We start from the raw sequence: 20558 nt of genomic DNA, 5'->3' as shown, positions 1-20558 counted from the left end.
TATACTCGAGTGCTAGGAATTATTCTGGTTTGAAGGGTTTGATAGAAGTAGATTATTGGTAATAAAGGTTTCTAAGCCAATTGCAAATTGGTAAGGATATGAGGGTGAAGTTGCAAACTTCACCCAGCACACAACCGAACTTCAGAGTTGCTGAGTAGATACTACGCCTAGAGGGGGCTTGGAACTGACGGGCATCGGCTACGAGTACGCCCCCTCTGGGAGTAGTAGGAATATGATTAGGACTAGGTGTAGATTGCATCTACACCTTTATATAAATACAAATTTGTAATTTGCTTACGATGCAAGATCTGAAGAAAGTGAGCCAATTAAAAATTGGTAAGGATATTAGGGTGAAGTTGCAAACTTCACCCAGCGCCAAACTGGACTTCAGAGTTGCTGAGTAGAGACTACACCTAGGGGGGACAGCGTGACCCTGTCGGTACACGGGAAGTTTCTGGACAAGAAGAAAGCAAGAGTCAATGAGGCCAGCTTCGCCGCGATGGGCGGCAAGACGGCCCTGCTGGATCAGCTGAACGAACTGGCGCTGAACAGCCAAATGGCCGGAGGGCCTAACCCGATCGCGGTGCTGAATCTGGTGGACATCGTGGCCAAAGACCTGCAGAAGAAGGAAACCCCGGAAGCCTACCTGATCTATGCGCTGTATGACGAAGACAGCAATAGATACGAAGTCGGCAAGAAAGTCCTGACCCGAAACGCTGCCAACCAACACGAGGAACTGGAAGAGAAACTGGCGATCAAGAAAAATGGGTATATTGAAACCTTCGTGGTCAATGAAACATCGCAAGATGTCTGGTTTGACAACTTCAAGATCTTAAGCCAAGGTTCGATTCTAGTGCAGGAGACGCATTATGATCCATGGGGCTTGGAACTGACAGGCATCGGCTACGAGTACGCGGGGGTGAAGAAGAATAACTGGAAATTTCAGAGTCAGGAATCAATTGATGATTTAGGACTGAATTGGAGTTCTTTCAAGTGGAGAAATCATCAGCCAGATATTGGAAGGTTCTTTAATATTGATCCCCTAGCTGATAAATATGTACACAATAGTCCGTATGCTTTTAGTGAAAATAAGGTAGTTGCGCATGTTGAACTTGAAGGATTAGAGTCAGTATCAATCCAAACAGAAGGTCGTGGCATAGTACCTGTTGCTGGAAATTTAAGTTTTACAGCTAGTGGTTCATATGGAATTGCCATTGGAACCAGAAAAGATCAGAAGGGTATACATGCTGTACAATATATTAATGGATCAATGGGGCCAGCGTCAGGAGCTGGAATAGCAGGAGGGGTTGGAACATATTTAAATAGTGGAAACTTAGAGGATTTGTCAGGACTTAGTTTCGGGATAGGAGGTTTTCTGGGAGGTGCTCCAACAGGGTTACCAGATGGTTCTTTTGAATTCAATACTTCTGCTGATGGCTCTCAACTTGGAGGAATGATTCCTTTTGTTTCACCTGGAAAAGCTCTTGGAGGTGGAGTTTGGGCTGAAGCCTCATATACTCAATTCCTTGGAGAACCAGTTAGTGTTTCTAATATGTCTGAAGGAGATTTGGGAAATTTTGCTGAAAAGCTTGGTGTTTCTATTGAACAGTTTTCAAAAATTCTAAACGATGTGACAAAATATGTTAATAGTCAGAATAATAGAAATACATCTACAGATAGTCTTAAAAGCGACCTGAAAGAGAATAGTTTAACTAAAACTGATGCAACTAGAGTTGAAATTAATAGAAGGATTAAAAAAGACTAAATTTAATTATTAATGTATTTTAGATACTTCCTTTATTTAATAGGTTTTCATTTGGTTATTACCATAATTTATCTCTATATTATATATTTATTGAACGAAAAATACTCAATTATATTTAGGGGGAGATCAATATTTTTTTCCTTAATCCGTAAGGAGATAGTGGAAATAATTAATTATGAATTTAATGATTTATCTATTCTTAAAAAATTAAAAATTCTATTGGTACTCCATGATTTATTATCCATAACTGGAAAAATAATTTTATCAACCTTAATAATATTAATATCACTATTTGTTTCAAAATTATAGGGAAAGCCCCATCCCGATAGTGATGCTGAATCTGGTGGACATCGTAGCCAAGGACCTGCAGAAGAAGGAGACTCCGGAAGCCTACCTGATCTATGCCCTGTATGACCAAGACAGCAACCGATATGAGGTGGGCAAGAAAGTCCTGACCCGCAATGCAGCCAACCAACACGAGGAACTGGAAGAGAAACTGGCAATCAAGAAAAATGGGTATATTGAAACCTTCGTGGTCAACGAGACCAGTCAGGACGTATGGTTCGACAACTTCAAGATTCTGAGTCAGGAATCGATCCTAGTACAAGAGACACACTACGATCCTTGGGGCTTGGAACTGACGGGTATCGGCTACGAGTACGCCGGGGTGAAGAAGAATAAGTACCTCTACAACGGCAAGGAGCTGATTGAGGACGCTGGACTGCAGTACTACGACTACGGGGCAAGGATGTATGATCCGGTGATCGGGAGATGGGGTGTGGTGGATCCGTTAGCAGATTATCCGAACCAAATAGATAAGTCACCTTATGCTTATGGATGGAATAATCCAATTAGATACATTGACCCTGATGGAAGATGTCCAAATGGATGCAGTGAAGGAGAAAAGACTAAGGATCTTTATGCGGAAGGGGCAGTTGTACAAAACAGATGGGGAGCTTCTCAATTAAGAGATGGGAAATGGCATATTATTTCAAGAGCGCCAATGACAGAAAATAGTTCTGAAGGAATTAGGATTAATGGATTCTTTGGAGGAGGAAGTAATTCTTTTGAGAATGCACAAAGCGGCGGAGGTGGTGATTTTTGGAGTACTACAGCTAGTTTTATAAATTCATATACAAGTCCAAAAGCTGATTTTGTTGGCGGTGCTGCTGAAAACAAAATTGGTAATATACTTCTAGACAGAGGAAAGTACGGTAGATTACATCCCGAAACTATTATAAGGACACCAGTTGTAAATATTAGCGTACCAACCAAACTCTTACAGAATACAGGAACTGCCCTCAAATGGGGTGGTAGGGCTTTTGGATTTGTTGGATTACTTGGCACATATGCTCAATATAGAACGGGAGCAATTGGAGGTTCTGAAGCTGCATTAGATGCTACTTTTGGGGCAATTGGTTTTCTTCCTGGCTATGGTTGGGCGGTTAGCGGAACTTATTTTCTGATTGCGAAACCATTTTATAACTACAAAACAAAACAATGATGATATACTTGAATTTTTGCGCCTCGATATATCATTTTTATGTGAGGAAAAAAGATAGAATGCCAGAAGCAATGACCTTTTGGTTATCGACTACTATTTTGACAGCTAATTTTTTTGCTGTTTATGATTTCATAAGCTATTATTACTTTCCAGATTTGCCTTTCAGCGTAGCTTTTGCTTTTGGAATTGGTGGCGTAATTGCTTTAATAAATTACTTCGTAATTTTTTATTCAGGTTCTTTTAAAGAAAAAACGCCAAGTAGTTCTTTTGGTTTTGGTGTAATACTTTATATGATTATTTCGGTAGCAGCAGTAATCTATACTGGTTCCCAACAACGAGAGAGGAATTTACAAGAGAAGCAAAGGCAGCAGATTGAACAACGACAATGACCGCGCTGGGTGTAGAAGGAATATGGTTAGGACTAGGTGTAGATTTTCGGCCCTTCTCCCGATAACTATCGGGTCCGGCCTCTCGCTAAAAACCTTTACAAAAGCTTTTTCTTACGATCGATCCTACCTTGATATAAATACAAATCCCGTACAGTAGTCGGGAGTAATTTGATTACGAAGAGGATTCTACTGTAAAGATTATTATTCAAGCATAGAAGATTAATTGCTAAGCTATTTTAGATAAAATTTTTAACCACCCAATGCCTTTAAAATCCTTTTTCCTTTTCTGTGTTTTAGTCACAATTTGGGTTCCTGCTTTCGCCCAGATCTTGCCTATTGGACTCAAGGTGCCTGGTATCGGAGGAGGCCTGCCGAAGGGGATTCCTGCAAATGGTTTGGAGGCCTTGGCTACCAAGCCGGAGATTCCTTATCTCGAGGAGTTGCGACAGGTTCAGGGCTTGAAGAATTCCTACGATTCCCTGCGATCCGAAGTGAAGAAACTGAAAGAAGCTGCGCAGGACAGCACGACTCAGGACTCGGTGGTAAGTGTGCTGAAGGCAAAAGGACAGGAGGTTTTGGATCGGGAGGCAGAGGTCCTTCAAAGCATGCTCGAAGAGCAGGAGATCCCCGGGGAAGAGTTGAAGTCAGCTGTGGATCGTACCCTGGAAGGTGTGGAAAGTTCTAAAACCAAGCTGGCCCAAGTGTCCGATCTGGAGGGCTTGGATGGGTTACTGGATCAGAGTGAGGAAAACCTGAAAGCCCTGATCAATGAATGGCTGATGCCCAAGATCGAGCAGACGCTCAGCGGCACGCTCTCCGAATGCTGGAATCCGGCAAATGCCAAGATCCCTGATTTTTATGGCAAGGATGCGCTTGATCAGCTGATGCAGCAGGGTGCCGAACCTAAAGAATTGATGGCACAGGCAAAGGAGACTGCCGTCGGTAAGGCCAAGCACATCCCGGATGAATACCTGGAAAAGCTGAATGGCAAGTCCGCCAAACTCCTGTTGGATACTCTGGGAAATGTACAGGTGGAGCTGCTGAAAGATCCCAAACGGAAACTTCATCTCCTCGAACCCAATGAACTCAAAGATGCCAAACTGCTGGAGCGGACAGGCATCCTGCTTTGGTACGATCCCCTGACATCGTTTGGGGAGGGAATCTTTGCAGAGGCAGGGCTAAGCTATGGATTTACCCAGCAGGTAGAAGCTTACGGTACCTGGGTGGCCAAGCGCTTCTTTGATGAAGGTGAGGGTCCTGTCCGCGAGGGAGACGGTATTCGACTCGGCCTCCGCTTCACCAAATCCACCTGGTCTATCCAAACCTCAGTAGCCAAAATGCGGATGGACATCAGGTATCCCAACGGATACGAGCAAAACAATTTTAGTGGCTCCCAGTGGTCAGGAGAAGTTGCCTTGGTCAAGCCCATTCCCATGGGTGAGAGCATTCGTTCGGTGGTAATCCTCTCCTGGGATCCCCCTCTGGGTGTAGAAGAAGTTTGATTGGGACTAGGTGTAGATTGCATCTACACCTTTCTATCCAAACAAATTTGTAATTTGCTTAGGATGCAAAAGTTAAACAAACATAGCCAATTACAAATTGGTAAGAATATTAGGGTGGAATTGCAAATTCCACCCAGCGCCCACTTGAACCTCAGAGATCCTGAGGAGATACTACGCCTAGAGGGGGGACATCAATGGATTCGTGAACACCGATGGGATAGGTGAAATAGGGAAAAGCTTACCTTCAGGGGGATTTATGGAGAAAATTGCAGAGGCTCTTGGGACGTTGTTTGGATTAACGTCTGAAATAGCCAATTCTTCAAATGTCGACAATTCCAGTAATGAAACAGCCTCAGAAACTAAAAACGATACAACGTTTATTGACTACAAAGTAACAAATAACGAAATAGGAGGATTTAATCATTCTTATAAGAGGGTTGTTGGAGGGAAGGATACCACTGAGGTAAGATATTCCACAAACAAAAATGAAATACAAAGAGCGGTTAAATCAAATAATGAAAGTAAAGAAGATAATGAAAAGAGATAATTTAATCATCATATTATTGGTTTTTTTACCCATTACCTTTTTTTCCTGCGAGAAAAGCAAGCAAGAGATTTTTATTGGGGATAATACTTCTGTAAAGATTGTAGGAGATTCCGGCGAAGTCGTTTTAAATTTTCGGCGAGGCTCAGTGAATATTGATCAAATTGAGATTATTGATAAAAGCAATAATTCTAAGATCGTACAATCTAGGAGTATTTTTGGTCTTGTCGAAACTGAAATGACAGAAGGTTTTCCAGTAACAAAGTCTAAAAAATATCTTTCATTCAGTCTTGATAAAGAGATTAATCCTATCAATGACTCAATGGAGATTGAGGTTACTCAGCAATTGTTAACAAATCATGTTATTAGAAATGGAGAGGATTTGTATTATTTAGGTACCTACGAAAATGGGGTGAAAGTATATAATTCTCTTAATCTTAAGGTTGTTGATGCTGAAATAGAAAATCCAGGTGAACTTAAACTTCGACTAAGGAATGTCTTTCCGTTCAAAGGGAGTTTGAGTTTTTACCATTACAATACAAAGTCAAAACTTGAAACTCATGAAATTGATAAAGATACCTATTTGGTCATTTATAAAGGGATTGGCTTAGAGGATAGTGTTGTGATGTTGGATGTTGAAATAGAGCCGGTGTCTGGTGATACTTTAGTGAGTTCTACCTTCACTCAAAGGATAAATATCAAGCAATAATCAAGGCAGATGGGAAGTCTCTCCCTCTGGGTGTAGGTGTGTCGTGAAGTCCTTGAAGTGAATCAAAGACATGTTGTAAAGAGATGGTAGTAGGTCTACCGCAGTCGCCGAGTAAGAGGAGGTTGCAATCCGCTCCTTCTTGTAGTAGAAGAATCATGAATAGGACTAGGTGTAGTTTGTCCGCCCTGCTTCCGATACCTATCGGAACCGGCCTCTCGCTAAAAAGCATTTCTAATGCTTTTTCTGACGCTCGATCCTACCTTTCTATCCAAACAAATCCCGTACAGCAGTCGGGAGTAATTTGCTTATGATACATCTACAAAAATGAAGGCCAATTGCATCCCGATAGCCAGATGGATGCTATAGATATTACAAAATCGCAGAATTCATATGAAATCAGCGATTATAATCGCAAAAATTAAATTAAATTTGCGATTATGTTCATTCAGAGGCAATTACAGGATAAGCTAACCAAGCGGCTTCAAGACCCAAAAGCCATTATCATTTTTGGTCCAAGACAAGTGGGCAAAAGCACCCTATTGAAGCACCATGCCGATAGTTTTCAGCCTCCCATACTGTGGTGGAATGGAGATGATGCAGATATCCGCGAACTACTGGAAAGCCCAAGTTCTACCAAACTCAAAACATTGATTGGAAAAGCGAAAACGCTTGTCATCGATGAAGCACAACGAATTCAAAATATTGGTATTTGTATCAAAATCATCGTTGATAATTTTCCTGAGGTAAAAGTGTTGGCCACCGGTTCCTCTGCTTTTGAGCTTTCTAATCGAATAAAGGAACCCCTTACCGGAAGAAAATGGGAATACTTTCTTTTCCCTTTCTCTTTTACAGAAATGGTAAACCAAAGCAATTTTTTAGAAGAAAAGCGGATGATCCCTTCACGAATGATCTATGGATATTATCCTGAAATTGTCCTGAATCTATCCGACGCAGCCGATCGGCTACGAATGATTGCAGATTCTTACTTATTCAAAGATGTCTTTTCATTGGGAAATTTGCGTAAACCTGAACAGATCATCAAGTTGCTTCAGGCTTTGGCTTATCAGGTAGGGAATGAGGTTTCTTACCACGAATTGGGGATGATGGCCGGTTTGGACAATGAGACCGTGGAAAAATACATCACCCTGTTGGAACAAACGTTTATCATTTTCAGGCTGGGTTCTTTTAGTAGAAATCTGCGGAATGAGCTCAAAAAGGCTAAGAAAGTCTATTTTGTAGACAATGGTATCCGAAACAGCCTGATCAATAATTTTCTTCCCTTGGAAAGTAGGACGGATGTCGGAGCTTTGTGGGAAAATTTTTTAATGGCGGAACGTTTCAAGAAAAATGCCCTAGATGGGCAGTTTAATAGCGGGTATTTTTGGAGGACCCATGCCCAACAGGAAATTGATTATGTGGAGGAAGTAGGAGGGAAGCTTTCCGCTTGGGAATTCAAATGGAGTTCAAAAGCCAAAGCAAAGATTCCCTCTACCTTTCGGCAGGCATATCCCGAAGCCTCAATACAGACTATTCATCCTGAAAATCTGGAACTTTTTGTTTTGTAGGGATCTCGTCTGAATACCTGGAAAGTGTTCCGGGTTTAAATTGCTTGAGGTGCAAACAAACGGATCACGGATCAGAGAAATCGCGTTAAGCAGAATGAATAACTCCTTAACAGAAATCCGATAGTGAATAATTGAACTAATGAATCATTAAGAAGCATAAGGAACTGAAAATCTCAGCTAAACTTTGGAATCCCAATATTTCTCCTAGGCAAGGAAGTCTTTGTATGATCTTAATTCTCTTAATTTTTCTCAATGGTTTTATTTAAAACCGTAGCTAGGTAGGCAATTTTTATTGGGTGGAAATTAGATTCCTTCTCGAAAAGGAATCCTTCTCGTGAAATTAAAAGAGACTTCCTGGTATCATAGATTAGTTGAAGTATACCTTAAAGTAATTTATACAAACCCTTTCAGCTGCTGAATCAGATCTCGTTTGGTGAGGATTCCTCCTTTTCTCCAGAGGATTTTGCCCCGCTTGAAGAGGATGTAATGTGGGATGGATCTTACCGCAAATTGCTGGGCTAGCTGAGGGTGCTTGTCCACGTTGAGCTTGAGTAGCTTGATTTTCCCTTCCAATTCCTCCAAGGTTTCCTCCAGTACCGGATTCATCGTTTGGCAGGGGCCGCACCAATCCGCATAAAAATCTACCAAAATGGCATCTTGGCTTTGGCTGATGATTTCCTTTGGATTCTTCTTGGGCATCGGTATTAAACAACGAGCAAATGGGAAATTAATCTTCTCTGGTCTAAAGGTAAAAAGACCTGGGAGGTTTTTCTTAACCTGGCAGGCCTAGCTACTTATAGGGTTTCGTTTTTGGAGAGGCTCAAAAAAAACCGGCCTTTGGGGCCGGTTCGTTTGGTTTATTTCTGAGCGGGTTGCTGAGGAATTTGAATTCCTAATTTTGCCAATACCAGCTCGGTGAACTTGTCTTCTTCTTTGGTGTAGAGAAGGATGGGTGACTGGCCGGCTGTTTCAGCGAAAATGTGCGTGTAGTTGTTTTCTGCGGCTACTGCATTGATCGCATTGATTACTTTGGTCTGTACCGGCTCCAATAGCTCCTGGAGTTTTCTTTGGTAAGAAACTTGCGCATCCTGCTCATACTTCTGAAGGTCTCCCTGAAGTTTGGTAAGCTCCTGTTCTTTTGCAGCTCTTGCAGTTTCTGTCATGGTTTGTGCCGCTTGCTGATAGGCTTGAACTTGCTTTTGGAAATCAGCAGCCTTAGTCTGGATGTTGGTTTGCAGCTGAGTTTGGTAATCTTGGATATCTGCACCGATTTGCTCCATCTCTGGCATCAGGTCCATGATAAACTCTACGCTCGTGTAACCGATTTTTACAGTTTGAGCCTGAGCGGTGAATCCTACGAACAGCAATGCCACTGCGGCTAGGATAACTTTTACTTTCATATGAGTATAATTTGTTTTTAAATGTTCACTGATAAATTACTGAGTGGTCCTTTCAGAAGCTTAGACCTTGGCTTGATAGGTTGGTTACTTATTGTCTTCGATTCCTAATTCTTCCAATACAAACTCCGAATAATCGTGTCTAGGGTCTGTATAGATAATCGCAGATGGTCCAGCTGCTTTATCAAATAGGACTGCGAGGTTATTTCTTCGCGATACCCGTTCGATGGCATCATAGATTTTGGATTGTAGGGGCTGTAACAGCTCTGCTTGCTTTTGGTAATACATCCCGTCGATTCCAAAGATTCTGCTGTTAAATTCCTGCGAAGCCTTTTGCTTTGCTTTGATCTCTTCGAGCCGCTTTTGGTACATCTCTTCGGTGAGTAATACCTCTTCAGCTTTCAGTTGGGTATTGAGTTCCTTGATCTCCTGATCCAAACTTTGTGCCTCTTTCTTCCATTGATCACTCAGCTTCTTCAACTCCTCCTGTACTGTTTTATAGTCAGGATGCTTGTTGAGGATGTACTCTGAGTCGATGTAGCCAAACTTTTGAGCTGAAATGTGCCCTGAATTCAGCATAAAGAGCAGCAAAAGTACAATTTTCAGTGATTTATTCATGTCTTCGTCCAGTTTTCCGAGCCTTAGCCAACAGTAATATGCGACTTTAATTTTTACATAAATTAACTAACGTTCGGCGCATTTGGAAGATTATCTGAATTGCTGGCCTATGGTAAAGTGGAATTGCGGCCCACTTCGCTGAAGGCTTCCCGGAATCGGATCAAATCCATAGCCCCAATCCACTCCTAAAAGACCAAATGCTGGCATAAATATCCTTGCACCAACGCCTGCTGATTTTTTCAGATCATAAGGGTTAAAGTCTTTATAGGATCCCCAGTTATTTCCAGCTTCAGCGAATGTCAGCAGGAAGATGGTTGCTGATGGATTAGGAGAAACCAAGAATCGAAGCTCCATTACGTATTTGTTGTAGACTACTCCTCCATACGGATCTGGGTTGGCTGTCCCTCTAGTGGCTCTTCCAGGTGTAATCGTTTGGTTTTCGTATCCTCTCAGGCCGATGATTTCTTGTCCAAGGGCGAAGTTGTTGAATGTCATCCCATCCCCTCCCATGACAAAACGCTCTAGAGGAATGATGCCAATCTTATTGCCATATGATCCCACAAAACCCATATGAGCTCTGGCGCTTGCTACCCATTTGGAAGAGCCAAACACCGGGGTGAAAAAGGAAGCATCAAACATCCACTTGTGGTATTCCAGCCAGTTGTATTTTTCCTGATCGGTCGACTCATCCGTTAGTTTACGGTTGAGTGAGTTATAAGGTGGGGTAAATTCAGAAGATAGAATGATGTTAGACCCAAGCCTTGGATAGATCGTGTTGTCTACGTTATTTCTGGCGATGGTGGTATTTAAGGTAACACTTTTAGAATTTCCGGTTGGGTAGCTTAGACCAAAGGAAGTACCAAACTGGTTGAATTCGTAATTCTGGAATTGAAGTGAATTACTCACACTGAAGTAATCATCCGGCCAAGTGACTCGTTTGGCAAGTCCTACTGTTACTCCTGTAATTTTAAAGAAACCAAGAATGTCTGCATCGGGTACTTGGTTGAAAAAGTCAACCTGCCGCTGTACCGAATGGTTGAAAGAGAAGCTCAAAGCGTTTGGCTTTTTGCCTCCAAACCACGGCTCCGTAAGTGAGAGCGAATAGTTTTGGAAGGTTTGACCATTGGCTTGTATCCTAAGGGAAAGCTTTTGACCATCACCTACTGGAAGCGGATCCCATTTGCTGAAATCTCCAATATTTTTGACCGAGAAGTTGTTAAATACTAGTCCTACAGTACCTACAAATCCATAGAATCCACCCCATCCACCTGATAATTCGATCTGGTCATTTGGTCGTTCTACGAGTTCAAAAGTAATATCCACCGTAGCGCTTTCGAAGTTGGGTTTCAAATCAGGGTTGATCTTTTCAGGGTCAAAATAACCTAAAGTAGATAGTTCCCGGATCGTTCTTACTAATAGGCTTCGGTTGAATTTCTGTCCGGGAAGAATACGGATTTCCCTCATCACTACGTGGTCAGAGGTACGTTCATTGCCTTTGATGCTTACGCTGTTAACGGTCACCTGAGGGCCCTCGAAAATTCGCATTTCCAAGTCTATGGAATCTCCGGTCACGTTGATTTCTACCGGATCAATATTGAAAAACAGATAGCCATTATCCTGATAGAGGGAGCTCACATCATCCCCTTTTTGAGGATCATAATTGAGCCGTTTGTCCAGCTTTTCTTTGTCGTAGACATCCCCTTTTTGAATCCCCAATTTGGCTAGAAGTACATCATCTTCATGGATGTAATTGCCGGTAAAAGTGATGTTGCGGTAATAGTATTTTTTACCCTCTTCTACAGCGATATCAATATTGATTTTATCTTCTGAGAATTTGTACACAGAGTCGTCCAGGATTTTTGCATCGCGGAAACCTTTGCTGTTGTAGAATGCAATTGCTTTTTCCTTATCTGCACGGTATTCTTTAGGGATGTACTTGGATCCGTTGAAGAAGTTGAGCTTTAAGTTTTTGTTGATATAGTTTGTGACCTCTTCCTGGGAGGCGGGGTCTGTACGAAATACAGATTGAGAAATGCTGGAGAGATCTGCATCCGTGATTCTTGAATAGACATCTTTAAAAATAGCCACTCTGGCATGTTCTTTTGTCTTCTTCAGCTTGCCTTTGATAGCCCGGTCCGAAATTTCTTCATTGCCATAAATGGCGATTTCATTGATTTTTACCTTGGAGTTGGTATTGATGTCAAATCGGAGCTTGACACTGTTAGGCAAGGTTGTGTCCCTTTCCTGAACAATCTTGACTTCAGTATTTAGGAAACCTTTGTCGAGGTAATATTTTTCGATGTTTCTTTTTGCTGTGTTGAGCACATCATCCCGAACTACCCGACCTCTGATATTGACTTTGTCCCGGAGTTCACCCTCCTGTGTTTTGTTAATCCCTGAAAATTCAACTCTGGAGAATCTTGGTCGCTCCGCCAGATCAAGCAGAAGGTAAATATCCTCACCTTCAATTTTGGTGACCAGGATTTTGACATCTCCGATGATTCCTTGACCCCAAAGTTTTTTGAGTGCTCCGGATATGGCATCGCCGGGCACATCAATTCGATCATCTACTTTAAGCCCTGAAAGGGAAATGATGGCAATCTCATCGAGGGTGGATAGACCCACTGCCTTTATTTCTGCAATGCGAAATTTCTGAGGTTTGGAGTAATTCAATTCCAATATGTTGACCGGTCTTGGTGATGCATATCGGCTTTGACCCAAACGGATTTGGGCATGAGCGCCTACCGACCAAATCAAACAAAACAGAATTAATAAACTTCTTTTCATCTAGTACTTAAGATTTAACTTGCTCACCGGTCTTCCCGAATCTTCGTTCTCTTTTTTGGTAATCTTCTACTGCTGCATAGAGATGTTCCCGTCTGAAATCTGGCCATAGCACCGGAGTAAAATATAACTCGGTATAGGCTAATTGCCACAATAAGAAATTACTGATTCGGTATTCACCGCTGGTTCGGATCATAAGCTCGGGATCTGGGATTCCGGCGGTGTCCAAATGGTCAGCCATGACCTGTTGGGTAATTTCTTCAGGCTTTAATTTTCCTTCGGATACTTTTTGAGCAATGCGTTGGGTGGCTTTTGCCAGTTCCCATTGGCCACTGTAGCTGAGTGCTAATATGACCGTGAGTCCTGTATTGGTAGAGGTCACTTTCTTGGCTTCCATCAATTTTTCGTAAGCAGAAGGAGGAAGGCTTTCAAGGTCACCAATAGCATCCAGTCGGATATTGTTATTCATCATCAGGGAGATTTCGTCAATGATGGTCTTGACTAGCAATTCCATCAAAGCTTTTACTTCATCCTGAGGACGCGACCAATTTTCGGTTGAAAAGGAAAATAAAGTAAGGTATTTAACCCCCAGTTTGTCAGCTCCTTCGATAGCATCTTTCACTGCCTGAATGGCATTTCGATGTCCGAAAATTCTCATGGCGCCTTTTTTCTTAGCCCAACGGCCATTGCCGTCCATGATGATTGCAATATGTTTGGGGATATTGGTTAGGTCTAGTGTTTCCTTCATTCCAATGGCTTGGGTACCTACATTTTTGGAGGTACAAAAATGCTATTTCTTTTTCAATAATCTTCCCTAGAGGTCAATTAATTAATAGGCGTAGCACCTTACATTGGGGATGGTATAACTGAGGGTGACCCCTAGAAAATAGTACCAGTCTTTGGTGTTGGGGTTGCCAAAATTAATGATGTGGGTTAATTGAGCTCCCGTAATCGGGTCAATTTCAGAAACAGGAATCACTCCTAATTTGGAGTCTATTTTATCCAAATAGTCAGTAAAAGTGGCTCGTATGCCAAGCTCTGCGGCCAGTGTCCATTGATCGCTTAGCCTATATTTGATTCCTCCTCCAAAAGGGATCACCGGAGAAAATAGCTGGTAATACTCTGCAGGTGTAAATCTTTCGGCACTTGGTCTTCCTTTCATGGTAAAGAAGGAATATCCCACACCGAAAAAGGCATAGGGTGAGTACCTGAATTCCGAATCATTTCTTAAATAATCCAAGAAATTGAATTCCATTACAGCAGATCCTTCGATTACTCCTCCTTTGAAGCGCGCATCTCTACTTTGGAATACAAGGTCGATGGGTTTGATTTCATCATCAGCCTGTAATACTGAAGTACTCAATGCTACTCTTAAGCTCCAAACATTGTCAAAATTTCTCTTGCCAAACAACGTTCCCTGAAGGCCAAATTGGCCCGGGTCAATTTTTCTGATGATATCACCTGAATAAACCCCGACTCCAATGCCGCCGCCTATTTCATATTTTTGCCCAAATCCGGGTACAGCCAAAGCCACCCAAAGGACAAGTATTACTAAGTGATTGAAAATCTTAAAATTGACTTTTTTCAAGACGATGCAAGTTATGAAGTACCTAACGTTTAAAAAACGCCCTTTTGTATTTCCCGGGTTAATAATTGTTAAGCTTTAAAGCTCTTTAATTTCTCATGTCAAACCCCCAATTCAGCTTTTGTCTGAGGGTATCAAAGAAATGATCGGTCGGCAATTTCACTAATTTTGCTGAAAACTTTTCTTTTTTCACACTTAGCTTTAAATCTGAGGAGATGGCTGTAGACCTGGAATCCAAAGAAATGAGAAACTTGTCACTCCTTCCTTCTATTTCAAAGCTGATTACTGATTCATCGGAAACTATGATAGGCCTCACATTGAGGTTGTGAGGACTTACGGGAGTGAGGACAAAGTTTTTGGCCCCTGGGGTAATTAAAGGACCTCCGCAGCTCAGGGAATAACCGGTAGATCCTGTGGGAGTGGAGACAATCAGTCCATCAGCCCAATAAGAGTTAAGGTATTTGCCGTCTATATAGGTATGTACTGTAATCATGGATGAGGTGTCCCGCTTATGAATGGTAAATTCATTCAGGGCAAAGTTTACTCCATGAAACAGCTTTCGATTACTTTCCAGTGACAGCAGGGTACGGGATTCGATCTGGTAGTTGCCGCTTACCAAGTTTCCAATGGATTCTTCAATTTTATCGGTGGCCACTGTAGCTAAAAATCCAAGTCTTCCTGTATTTAGTCCCAAGATTGGAATCTCTTTACTGCCTATTAGGCTGACTGAATCGAGAAGCGTCCCATCTCCACCAATGGAAAGGAAAAAATCCAATCCCTCATAATCTTCCCTAGTTTCCAAAATCCGATAGTTGAAGGAGGCTTTTCCATGGCTCTTTAATTGCTTGTCAAACGACTCGGTGACAAAAATTTCAGCTCTGCTCAATTCCAAAACATTGAATAAGCTTTGAATTTGAGGTAAAAATTCAGGCTTCAGCGCGAGGCCATGCAAGGCTACTTTCATCTGATCTTCGTTTGATTTAAAATGCTCTGGCCTGGTTTGATAGTAGGACAGGCTGGATTGGCCTGGATATTAAATGTATTTATGGGCCTAGTGGTAGGTGATTTTTACTCAAATATCTAAAAATCTGAGCAAGTTACCGATCCGGTCTTCTTCGCTCGTAATCCCTGTTTCCTCCTGGTAATGGTCAATCACCCGGTAGCCAAATCGTTCTAATGTAGCTTTTACATGACGTAATTCGGGCTTGTCCATCTTTAAGGTCAGTTTGATCTTGCTGTCATCCAGTGGATCAGAGGTAATAAAGCAACTTAGGATTTTGGTGTTTTCCGATTCCACCAATCTTGAAATTTCCGATAGTTGGTAATCTTTCATCTCCATGGATAGGATCAGTACGCTCCCTTGGGATTTGATGGAAAGACTGTCTGCAAAGGCTGAAATGGCATCTTCCATGGTAATGACACCTAAGTAGGTATTTTCCCGGTCCAAAACGGCCACCAGATTTGAATGATTTTCAGAAGCTACCCGCAGCACATCATAGATATGCTTATCAGAGTATACCCAACATCCGTTGCCTTCCAATTGAATTTTACCGATCAGTTCTTCGGAGTCATTTTGCTCAAAGATGATTTCATCCTCAATAAAGCCCAGAAATTTCCCTTGATCGGTCACAGGTAGGGAATCAGTTCTGATCTCTTCCATCCAGCTCAATGCCATGCCTGCTCGGTCTGTCAACTTGAGCGGCGGGATGAGACTGTTGATGAATTCGTAGGCTTGCATAAGAGAAAGTTAGGAAATCAATTTAGAACACAAAACGGTTTCTAGGCTAATCTTGTTCCCAGGAGCTTTTTTTGTGAGTTATCCGAAAAAATGACCGACTAATATTCCCAATACAATACCCCCGGAGATGATGATGGGGGAAGAGATTTTTGAAAATTGGAGCAAAGCATAAGTGCCAAGAATGAAAAAAATATTTAACCCGTTCGCTTCCAGCGGTTCAAAAAGCAAATAGGCTGCAGCAATGAGCATTCCGCAGGATACGGCATTGATCCCCTCGAGTGCAGCCCTGACAGGTCGGTAAAGCTTGAGTTGATCCCAAAACCGGATCACAAAGAAGATCAGGAAGATCCCCGGTAGAAATATTCCGGCCGCACCGATCATTCCACCGATAATGAACCCACTCATTCCAAACTCACGCATAGAAAGTGCGCCAATGTATGAAGCTATGGAAAATGTCGGTCCGGGAATTCCCTGAGAAATGGCATAGCCGGTAAGAAATTCCTCTGAATTTAAAAAGTGTTTGAAGTCTACAAATTCAGTATACAAGTAAGGGACCAATACCTGGCCACCACCGAAAATCAAGCTTCCGTTTCGATAGAAGTTTTCAAACAATAGTACAGGCTGATATTTGGTAATGGCTCCTGAAAGTGCAGCAGCTATCAAAACTCCAATCCAAAGATAAAAATTGCTCCATTTGATTTTGAGAGGTTTTTCTTCTTCGGCTTTGGGTTGGTTTTTATACTTGATTGAAGTGCTCAATCCTCCCAAGATGAGCATAATCGGGAAGACATAGGGTGAGCTGTAAAAGAAAGATACAAAAGCCGAAATCAACATCAGGATCATGGCTTCTGTGGTTTTGACCATTTTGCTGATGGTCTTTTGCGCAGCAAAAATGATGAAGCCAATGGCCATTGGCTGAATGAATCTGGCGAAATTTAAAGCTCCTGGAGTATTCTCCTGAAGAAAATCAATCAAAAATGCAGCGCTCACCATCAGGGTAGTGGCAGGCAAGATCCAAACAAAAAGTGCAAGGTAAGCTAGGTTTGGACCACCCACCCGGAATCCGATAGCTGAAACCAACTGAGTAGAGGAGGGGCCAGGTAGCATATTGCACAGGGCATTGAGCTCCCAAAGCTCCTCCTCTTTGATATATCCTCTTTTCTTCACCATTCGCTCCAGCAGCATTGCCAAAAAAGCTTGAGGGCCGCCAAATGCAGTGATTGAAAGGGTAAGAATATCCTTCAGAAAGACATAATATCGGACAGTCCGGACCGACATCCTATTTTCTGAGTCCTAATTCCCGGAGTCTCTCTTCCAAAAATTCTCCTGCAGTTGCATCGGTAAATTGCTTTGGATTGCTTTCATCGATGCAGCTTTCCAAGCAAGTTAGATCCATTTCTGACCTCGGATGCATAAAAAATGGGATCGAATACCTGCTGGTATGCATCAGTTCACGAGGAGGATTGACTACTCGATGAATGGTCGATTTCAATTTTTTATTAGTCAAGCGCTCCAGCATGTCGCCCACATTTACCACCAGCTGATCCGGTAGCGCAGTAATTGGGATCCACTTGCCATCTTTTCTCAAAACCTGAAGGCCATCCGCACTTGCTCCCATCAGCAGCGTGATCAGGTTGATGTCACCGTGCTCGGCTGCTCTCACTGCATCCGCAGGGACTTCATCAGGATTCTCAATTGGGAAATAGTGGATTTGGCGTAGAATGGAGTTACCATGGGCTACTTTGTCTTCAAAGTAATCTTCCGGAAGTTCCAGATTCAAGGCAATTGCCCGAAGCATCTGTTTACCCGCATTTTCGAGTGTCTGGTAGGCTTCTATTGCATCCTGCTTAAACTGCGGGATCTCCTCTGGCCAGAGGTTAGCCGGATACTCTGACTTAATCGGATCTGAATCAGGGATCAAGGCAAGTTCTTGACCGACGTGATAAAACTCTTTCAGATCCCCTGTATTTCTCCCTTTAGCGTGCTCTTTTCCTTTTCCTGTATATCCTCGCTGATATCCGATTTCAGGTTTTTCGTACTTGGATTTCACTTCATCAGGCAAAGCAAAAAAGGATTTGATTGATCCATAGAGTCTATCTTGGAGGTCTTTGGAAAGACCATGATTTTTGATGGCAACAAATCCGATATTCTGATAGGCCTCTCCCAGCTTTTTGACAAAAGCTGCTTTTTGCTCCGGATTTCCTGAGGTAAAATCAGCCAAATCCAAACTTGGAATTTCATCGAATAAGATTTCCATTGTGGGTGTAGTTTAGTTATGAGTTCCTTGAATTCTTCAAAAATAAATATCTTTAGACTCAATCTTGGTGCGGCATGAATAAATTCCTGATTATCCCTCTACTCTTTGGCCTGTTGATGCTTTCTTGCAGTGAGGACAAAAAAAAAATCAATGAATCAGCAGCTGATGAAAACCAGGTAATCGGGGAACAAGGTGCTGCCTTGCCAAGTGTATCTTTTTACCAATACGAAGATTCTTCCAATTATCCAGATGCTATTTTGGAGTTATACACTCCATTGGGAAACCAAGTGTTCAAGCCTGGAAAGGTCCCCTTTGAGTTTAATGTGAAAAACTTTGATCTGCAGAATACCGGAGGCGGAAATGCTCGGCTTTTCATGATTCTCAATGGGGGGGATCCCGTTGGATACCTTTCTCCTATTTTCCAAAGAGAACTTACTGTAGGAACCTATCGGACAGTCGCTTATTTGGTGGATGACGATGGCTTTGCCCTGAAAAGCTTTGGCAATTATATAGATAGGGATTTTTTGGTCGGTGATTCACGCCCGTTTCCTTATTCAGCAGAACCCTATTTGGCACTACATCAACCCAAAAATGCCCAGATTGTCTCTTTGGGAGAGGAATTGGTGATTGATTTTTTGGTGCTTGGTGGTGACATGAAATTGGATGGATTAAAGGTTAAAATTTTTGTTAATGAGTTTTCCTGCGAAGTAAACCGAATGTCCCCTGTCCGTGTCTCCAACCTTCCCAAAGGAGATTATCAGTTGAAAATCCAACTCTTGAGATCAGACAATAAAGAACTGGAGGGACCTTTCTCCACCGTCTCAAAAACTGTCTTTGTCCGATAAGTAATTATCTTTGGCCCTTCAAACTTCGATTTTATCATGCTCTTAGTAAATCAAATCCGGGAAAACTACGCCCAAGTGCTGGCCGGTTTGCAAAAGCGAAATATTCCAAACGTTGAAACTATCCTTGAGCAACTCGTTGCCTTGGATGATCTTCGAAAATCCACACAATCACAGCGAGATCAGATTCAGGCAGAGGCCAATACGATTTCCAAGCAAATCGGGAGCTTGATGAAGGAGGGCAAAGCCGATGAAGCGTCTGCCATCCGTGAGCGTACCGCAGAAATCAAGGTTCAAATCAAGGAATTGGACGAGCAAAATGCCAAAGCTGAAGAAGATCTGAAGGCGCTTCTGTATACCATTCCAAATGTGCCTCATACGTCCGTGCCCACAGGAAAATCCGCGGAAGACAACGAGGTGGTTCTCAGTCACGGTGAGATTCCTGCGCTTTTCGAAGGGAAATTGCCTCATTGGGAACTGATCAAAAAGTATGATATCATCGATTTTGATCTTGGAGTGAAGATTACGGGGGCAGGCTTTCCGGTTTACAAAGGAAAAGGAGCAAGACTTCAGCGTGCCTTGATTAACTTTTTCCTCGATCAGGCCTTGGCTGCTGGATACTTGGAAGTTCAGCCGCCGATTTTAGTGAATGAAGATTCGGGCTATGGTACAGGACAGCTGCCTGACAAAGAGGGACAGATGTACTTTGCTTCAGCTGACAATTTGTATTTAATTCCTACAGCTGAGGTGCCACTGACCAACTTGTACAGGGATGTGATCCTGAATGAGACAGATTTGCCGGTCAAAAACGTGGGTTATACCCCTTGTTTTAGAAGAGAAGCAGGTTCTTGGGGTGCTCACGTGAGGGGGTTGAACAGACTCCATCAATTTGACAAAGTCGAAATTGTCCAGATTACCCACCCAGACCAGTCTTATGAGGCTTTGGAGAGTATGAGTAGCTATGTGCAGGGATTGCTTCAAAAGCTCGAATTGCCATACCGTGTACTCAGGCTTTGTGGAGGCGATATGGGCTTCACATCCGCTTTGACTTATGATATGGAAGTCTTCTCTGCTGCTCAGGAGCGTTGGCTGGAGGTGAGTTCTGTCTCCAATTTTGAGACTTATCAGACCAACCGCCTGAAGTTGAGATTCAAAGGAGAAGATAAAAAGGCGCAATTGGCTCATTCATTAAATGGAAGCGCCTTGGCCTTGCCCAGAATTGTAGCTGCTATTTTGGAAAATAATCAGACACCGGAGGGTATTTTGATGCCGAAGGTGCTTCAACCTTACTTGGGATTTGATAAAATCTGATTCAAACCCGCCTCGATCGATCGAGGCGGGTTTTTTATGCTAGACTCT

The 20558-nt window shown here is 42.5% G+C and carries 20 protein-coding genes; 9 read left to right on the top strand and 11 right to left on the bottom strand.

What is annotated here, in order from left to right:
• Positions 1-427: 427 nt before the first annotated feature.
• The 6 genes from ACFPIK_RS16195 to ACFPIK_RS16170 all read left to right on the top strand — a co-directional run bounded on the left by ACFPIK_RS16195 (position 428) and on the right by ACFPIK_RS16170 (position 6413).
• The gene (locus ACFPIK_RS16195) at positions 428-1765 is read left to right on the top strand and encodes an RHS repeat domain-containing protein (RefSeq protein ID WP_377917140.1); all 1338 of its coding nucleotides are present in this window, start codon (positions 428-430) and stop codon (positions 1763-1765) included.
• Between the two features lie 331 nt (positions 1766-2096).
• Positions 2097-3269: an RHS repeat-associated core domain-containing protein gene (locus ACFPIK_RS16190; protein WP_377917144.1), complete on the top strand. Its 1173-nt coding sequence runs from the start codon at positions 2097-2099 to the stop codon at positions 3267-3269.
• A gap of 41 nt (positions 3270-3310) precedes the next feature.
• Positions 3311-3658, top strand: coding sequence for a hypothetical protein (locus ACFPIK_RS16185; protein WP_377917138.1), 348 nt, complete (start codon positions 3311-3313; stop codon positions 3656-3658).
• A 329-nt stretch (positions 3659-3987) separates the two neighbouring features.
• The gene (locus ACFPIK_RS16180; protein WP_377917136.1) at positions 3988-5160 is read left to right on the top strand and encodes a hypothetical protein; all 1173 of its coding nucleotides are present in this window, start codon (positions 3988-3990) and stop codon (positions 5158-5160) included.
• 202 nt (positions 5161-5362) lie between these two features.
• Complete coding sequence (locus ACFPIK_RS16175; protein ID WP_377917135.1) at positions 5363-5707, top strand: hypothetical protein; 345 nt, start codon at positions 5363-5365, stop codon at positions 5705-5707.
• Positions 5676-6413, top strand: a complete 738-nt coding sequence (locus tag ACFPIK_RS16170; protein ID WP_377917133.1) for a hypothetical protein — start codon at positions 5676-5678, stop codon at positions 6411-6413. Before ACFPIK_RS16175 ends, ACFPIK_RS16170 begins: the two co-directional genes overlap by 32 nt.
• Here the strand turns inward: ACFPIK_RS16170 and ACFPIK_RS16165 are convergent.
• A complete protein-coding gene (locus ACFPIK_RS16165) occupies positions 6403-6570 on the bottom strand; it encodes a hypothetical protein (protein WP_377917131.1) in 168 nt (55 codons plus the stop codon). The genes ACFPIK_RS16170 and ACFPIK_RS16165 overlap by 11 nt on opposite strands.
• A gap of 280 nt (positions 6571-6850) precedes the next feature.
• Between ACFPIK_RS16165 and ACFPIK_RS16160 the strand changes: the two genes are divergently transcribed.
• The gene (locus ACFPIK_RS16160) at positions 6851-7978 is read left to right on the top strand and encodes an ATP-binding protein (RefSeq protein ID WP_377917129.1); all 1128 of its coding nucleotides are present in this window, start codon (positions 6851-6853) and stop codon (positions 7976-7978) included.
• A gap of 393 nt (positions 7979-8371) precedes the next feature.
• Here ACFPIK_RS16160 and trxA read toward each other — a convergent pair whose 3' ends face one another.
• From trxA to ACFPIK_RS16110, 10 genes are all read right to left on the bottom strand, one after another.
• Entirely contained in the window at positions 8372-8677 is a 306-nt protein-coding gene (trxA, locus tag ACFPIK_RS16155; protein ID WP_377917127.1) for a thioredoxin, read from the bottom strand.
• A 158-nt stretch (positions 8678-8835) separates the two neighbouring features.
• Positions 8836-9378 (bottom strand): OmpH/Skp family outer membrane protein, encoded by a 543-nt coding sequence (locus ACFPIK_RS16150; RefSeq protein WP_377917125.1) that lies wholly within the window; start codon positions 9376-9378, stop codon positions 8836-8838.
• 84 nt (positions 9379-9462) lie between these two features.
• Positions 9463-9993, bottom strand: a complete 531-nt coding sequence (locus ACFPIK_RS16145) for an OmpH/Skp family outer membrane protein (RefSeq protein ID WP_377917123.1) — start codon at positions 9991-9993, stop codon at positions 9463-9465.
• Between the two features lie 90 nt (positions 9994-10083).
• Positions 10084-12780, bottom strand: a complete 2697-nt coding sequence (locus ACFPIK_RS16140) for a BamA/OMP85 family outer membrane protein (RefSeq protein ID WP_377917121.1) — start codon at positions 12778-12780, stop codon at positions 10084-10086.
• 7 nt (positions 12781-12787) lie between these two features.
• Positions 12788-13525 (bottom strand): isoprenyl transferase, encoded by a 738-nt coding sequence (locus ACFPIK_RS16135; protein WP_377917119.1) that lies wholly within the window; start codon positions 13523-13525, stop codon positions 12788-12790.
• An 81-nt stretch (positions 13526-13606) separates the two neighbouring features.
• Positions 13607-14365, bottom strand: a complete 759-nt coding sequence (gene porG / locus ACFPIK_RS16130; RefSeq protein ID WP_377917117.1) for a type IX secretion system protein PorG — start codon at positions 14363-14365, stop codon at positions 13607-13609.
• Between the two features lie 85 nt (positions 14366-14450).
• On the bottom strand, positions 14451-15326 hold the full coding sequence (locus ACFPIK_RS16125; RefSeq protein WP_377917115.1) for an NAD kinase: 876 nt from the start codon (positions 15324-15326) through the stop codon (positions 14451-14453).
• A gap of 108 nt (positions 15327-15434) precedes the next feature.
• Positions 15435-16100, bottom strand: a complete 666-nt coding sequence (locus tag ACFPIK_RS16120; RefSeq protein WP_377917113.1) for a CBS domain-containing protein — start codon at positions 16098-16100, stop codon at positions 15435-15437.
• Positions 16101-16178: 78 nt separating this feature from the next.
• Positions 16179-17378: a chromate efflux transporter gene (gene chrA / locus ACFPIK_RS16115; RefSeq protein WP_377917111.1), complete on the bottom strand. Its 1200-nt coding sequence runs from the start codon at positions 17376-17378 to the stop codon at positions 16179-16181.
• 1 nt (position 17379) lies between these two features.
• Complete coding sequence (locus ACFPIK_RS16110) at positions 17380-18357, bottom strand: isopenicillin N synthase family dioxygenase (protein ID WP_377917109.1); 978 nt, start codon at positions 18355-18357, stop codon at positions 17380-17382.
• Positions 18358-18431: 74 nt separating this feature from the next.
• Here ACFPIK_RS16110 and ACFPIK_RS16105 point away from each other — a divergent pair, with 74 nt between their 5' ends.
• Both ACFPIK_RS16105 and serS read left to right on the top strand, forming a co-directional pair.
• Complete coding sequence (locus ACFPIK_RS16105) at positions 18432-19202, top strand: hypothetical protein (RefSeq protein WP_377917107.1); 771 nt, start codon at positions 18432-18434, stop codon at positions 19200-19202.
• 36 nt (positions 19203-19238) lie between these two features.
• Positions 19239-20510, top strand: a complete 1272-nt coding sequence (gene serS / locus ACFPIK_RS16100; RefSeq protein ID WP_377917105.1) for a serine--tRNA ligase — start codon at positions 19239-19241, stop codon at positions 20508-20510.
• Positions 20511-20558 lie beyond the last annotated feature (48 nt).

This window comes from Algoriphagus aquatilis (genome assembly GCF_042657405.1).
Taxonomy (GTDB): domain Bacteria; phylum Bacteroidota; class Bacteroidia; order Cytophagales; family Cyclobacteriaceae; genus Algoriphagus; species Algoriphagus aquatilis.
The sequence above is the reverse complement of the archived record's forward strand: the minus strand, read 5'-3'. Positions and strand labels throughout refer to the sequence as shown.

Bases quoted from the DNA above. Each gene is read 5' to 3' on its own strand.
- ACFPIK_RS16105 (WP_377917107.1), top strand. From the start codon at position 18,432: ATGAATAAATTCCTGATTATCCCTCTACTCTTTGGCCTGTTGATGCTT.
- ACFPIK_RS16135 (WP_377917119.1), bottom strand. From the start codon at position 13,525: ATGAAGGAAACACTAGACCTAACCAATATCCCCAAACATATTGCAATC.
- ACFPIK_RS16190 (WP_377917144.1), top strand. From the start codon at position 2,097: ATGCTGAATCTGGTGGACATCGTAGCCAAGGACCTGCAGAAGAAGGAG.
- ACFPIK_RS16160 (WP_377917129.1), top strand. From the start codon at position 6,851: ATGTTCATTCAGAGGCAATTACAGGATAAGCTAACCAAGCGGCTTCAA.
- trxA (WP_377917127.1), bottom strand. From the start codon at position 8,677: ATGCCCAAGAAGAATCCAAAGGAAATCATCAGCCAAAGCCAAGATGCC.
- ACFPIK_RS16140 (WP_377917121.1), bottom strand. From the start codon at position 12,780: ATGAAAAGAAGTTTATTAATTCTGTTTTGTTTGATTTGGTCGGTAGGC.
- serS (WP_377917105.1), top strand. From the start codon at position 19,239: ATGCTCTTAGTAAATCAAATCCGGGAAAACTACGCCCAAGTGCTGGCC.
- chrA (WP_377917111.1), bottom strand. From the start codon at position 17,378: ATGTCGGTCCGGACTGTCCGATATTATGTCTTTCTGAAGGATATTCTT.
- ACFPIK_RS16120 (WP_377917113.1), bottom strand. From the start codon at position 16,100: ATGCAAGCCTACGAATTCATCAACAGTCTCATCCCGCCGCTCAAGTTG.
- ACFPIK_RS16150 (WP_377917125.1), bottom strand. From the start codon at position 9,378: ATGAAAGTAAAAGTTATCCTAGCCGCAGTGGCATTGCTGTTCGTAGGA.
- ACFPIK_RS16165 (WP_377917131.1), bottom strand. From the start codon at position 6,570: ATGATTCTTCTACTACAAGAAGGAGCGGATTGCAACCTCCTCTTACTC.
- ACFPIK_RS16110 (WP_377917109.1), bottom strand. From the start codon at position 18,357: ATGGAAATCTTATTCGATGAAATTCCAAGTTTGGATTTGGCTGATTTT.
- ACFPIK_RS16170 (WP_377917133.1), top strand. From the start codon at position 5,676: ATGAAAGTAAAGAAGATAATGAAAAGAGATAATTTAATCATCATATTA.
- ACFPIK_RS16125 (WP_377917115.1), bottom strand. From the start codon at position 15,326: ATGAAAGTAGCCTTGCATGGCCTCGCGCTGAAGCCTGAATTTTTACCT.
- ACFPIK_RS16145 (WP_377917123.1), bottom strand. From the start codon at position 9,993: ATGAATAAATCACTGAAAATTGTACTTTTGCTGCTCTTTATGCTGAAT.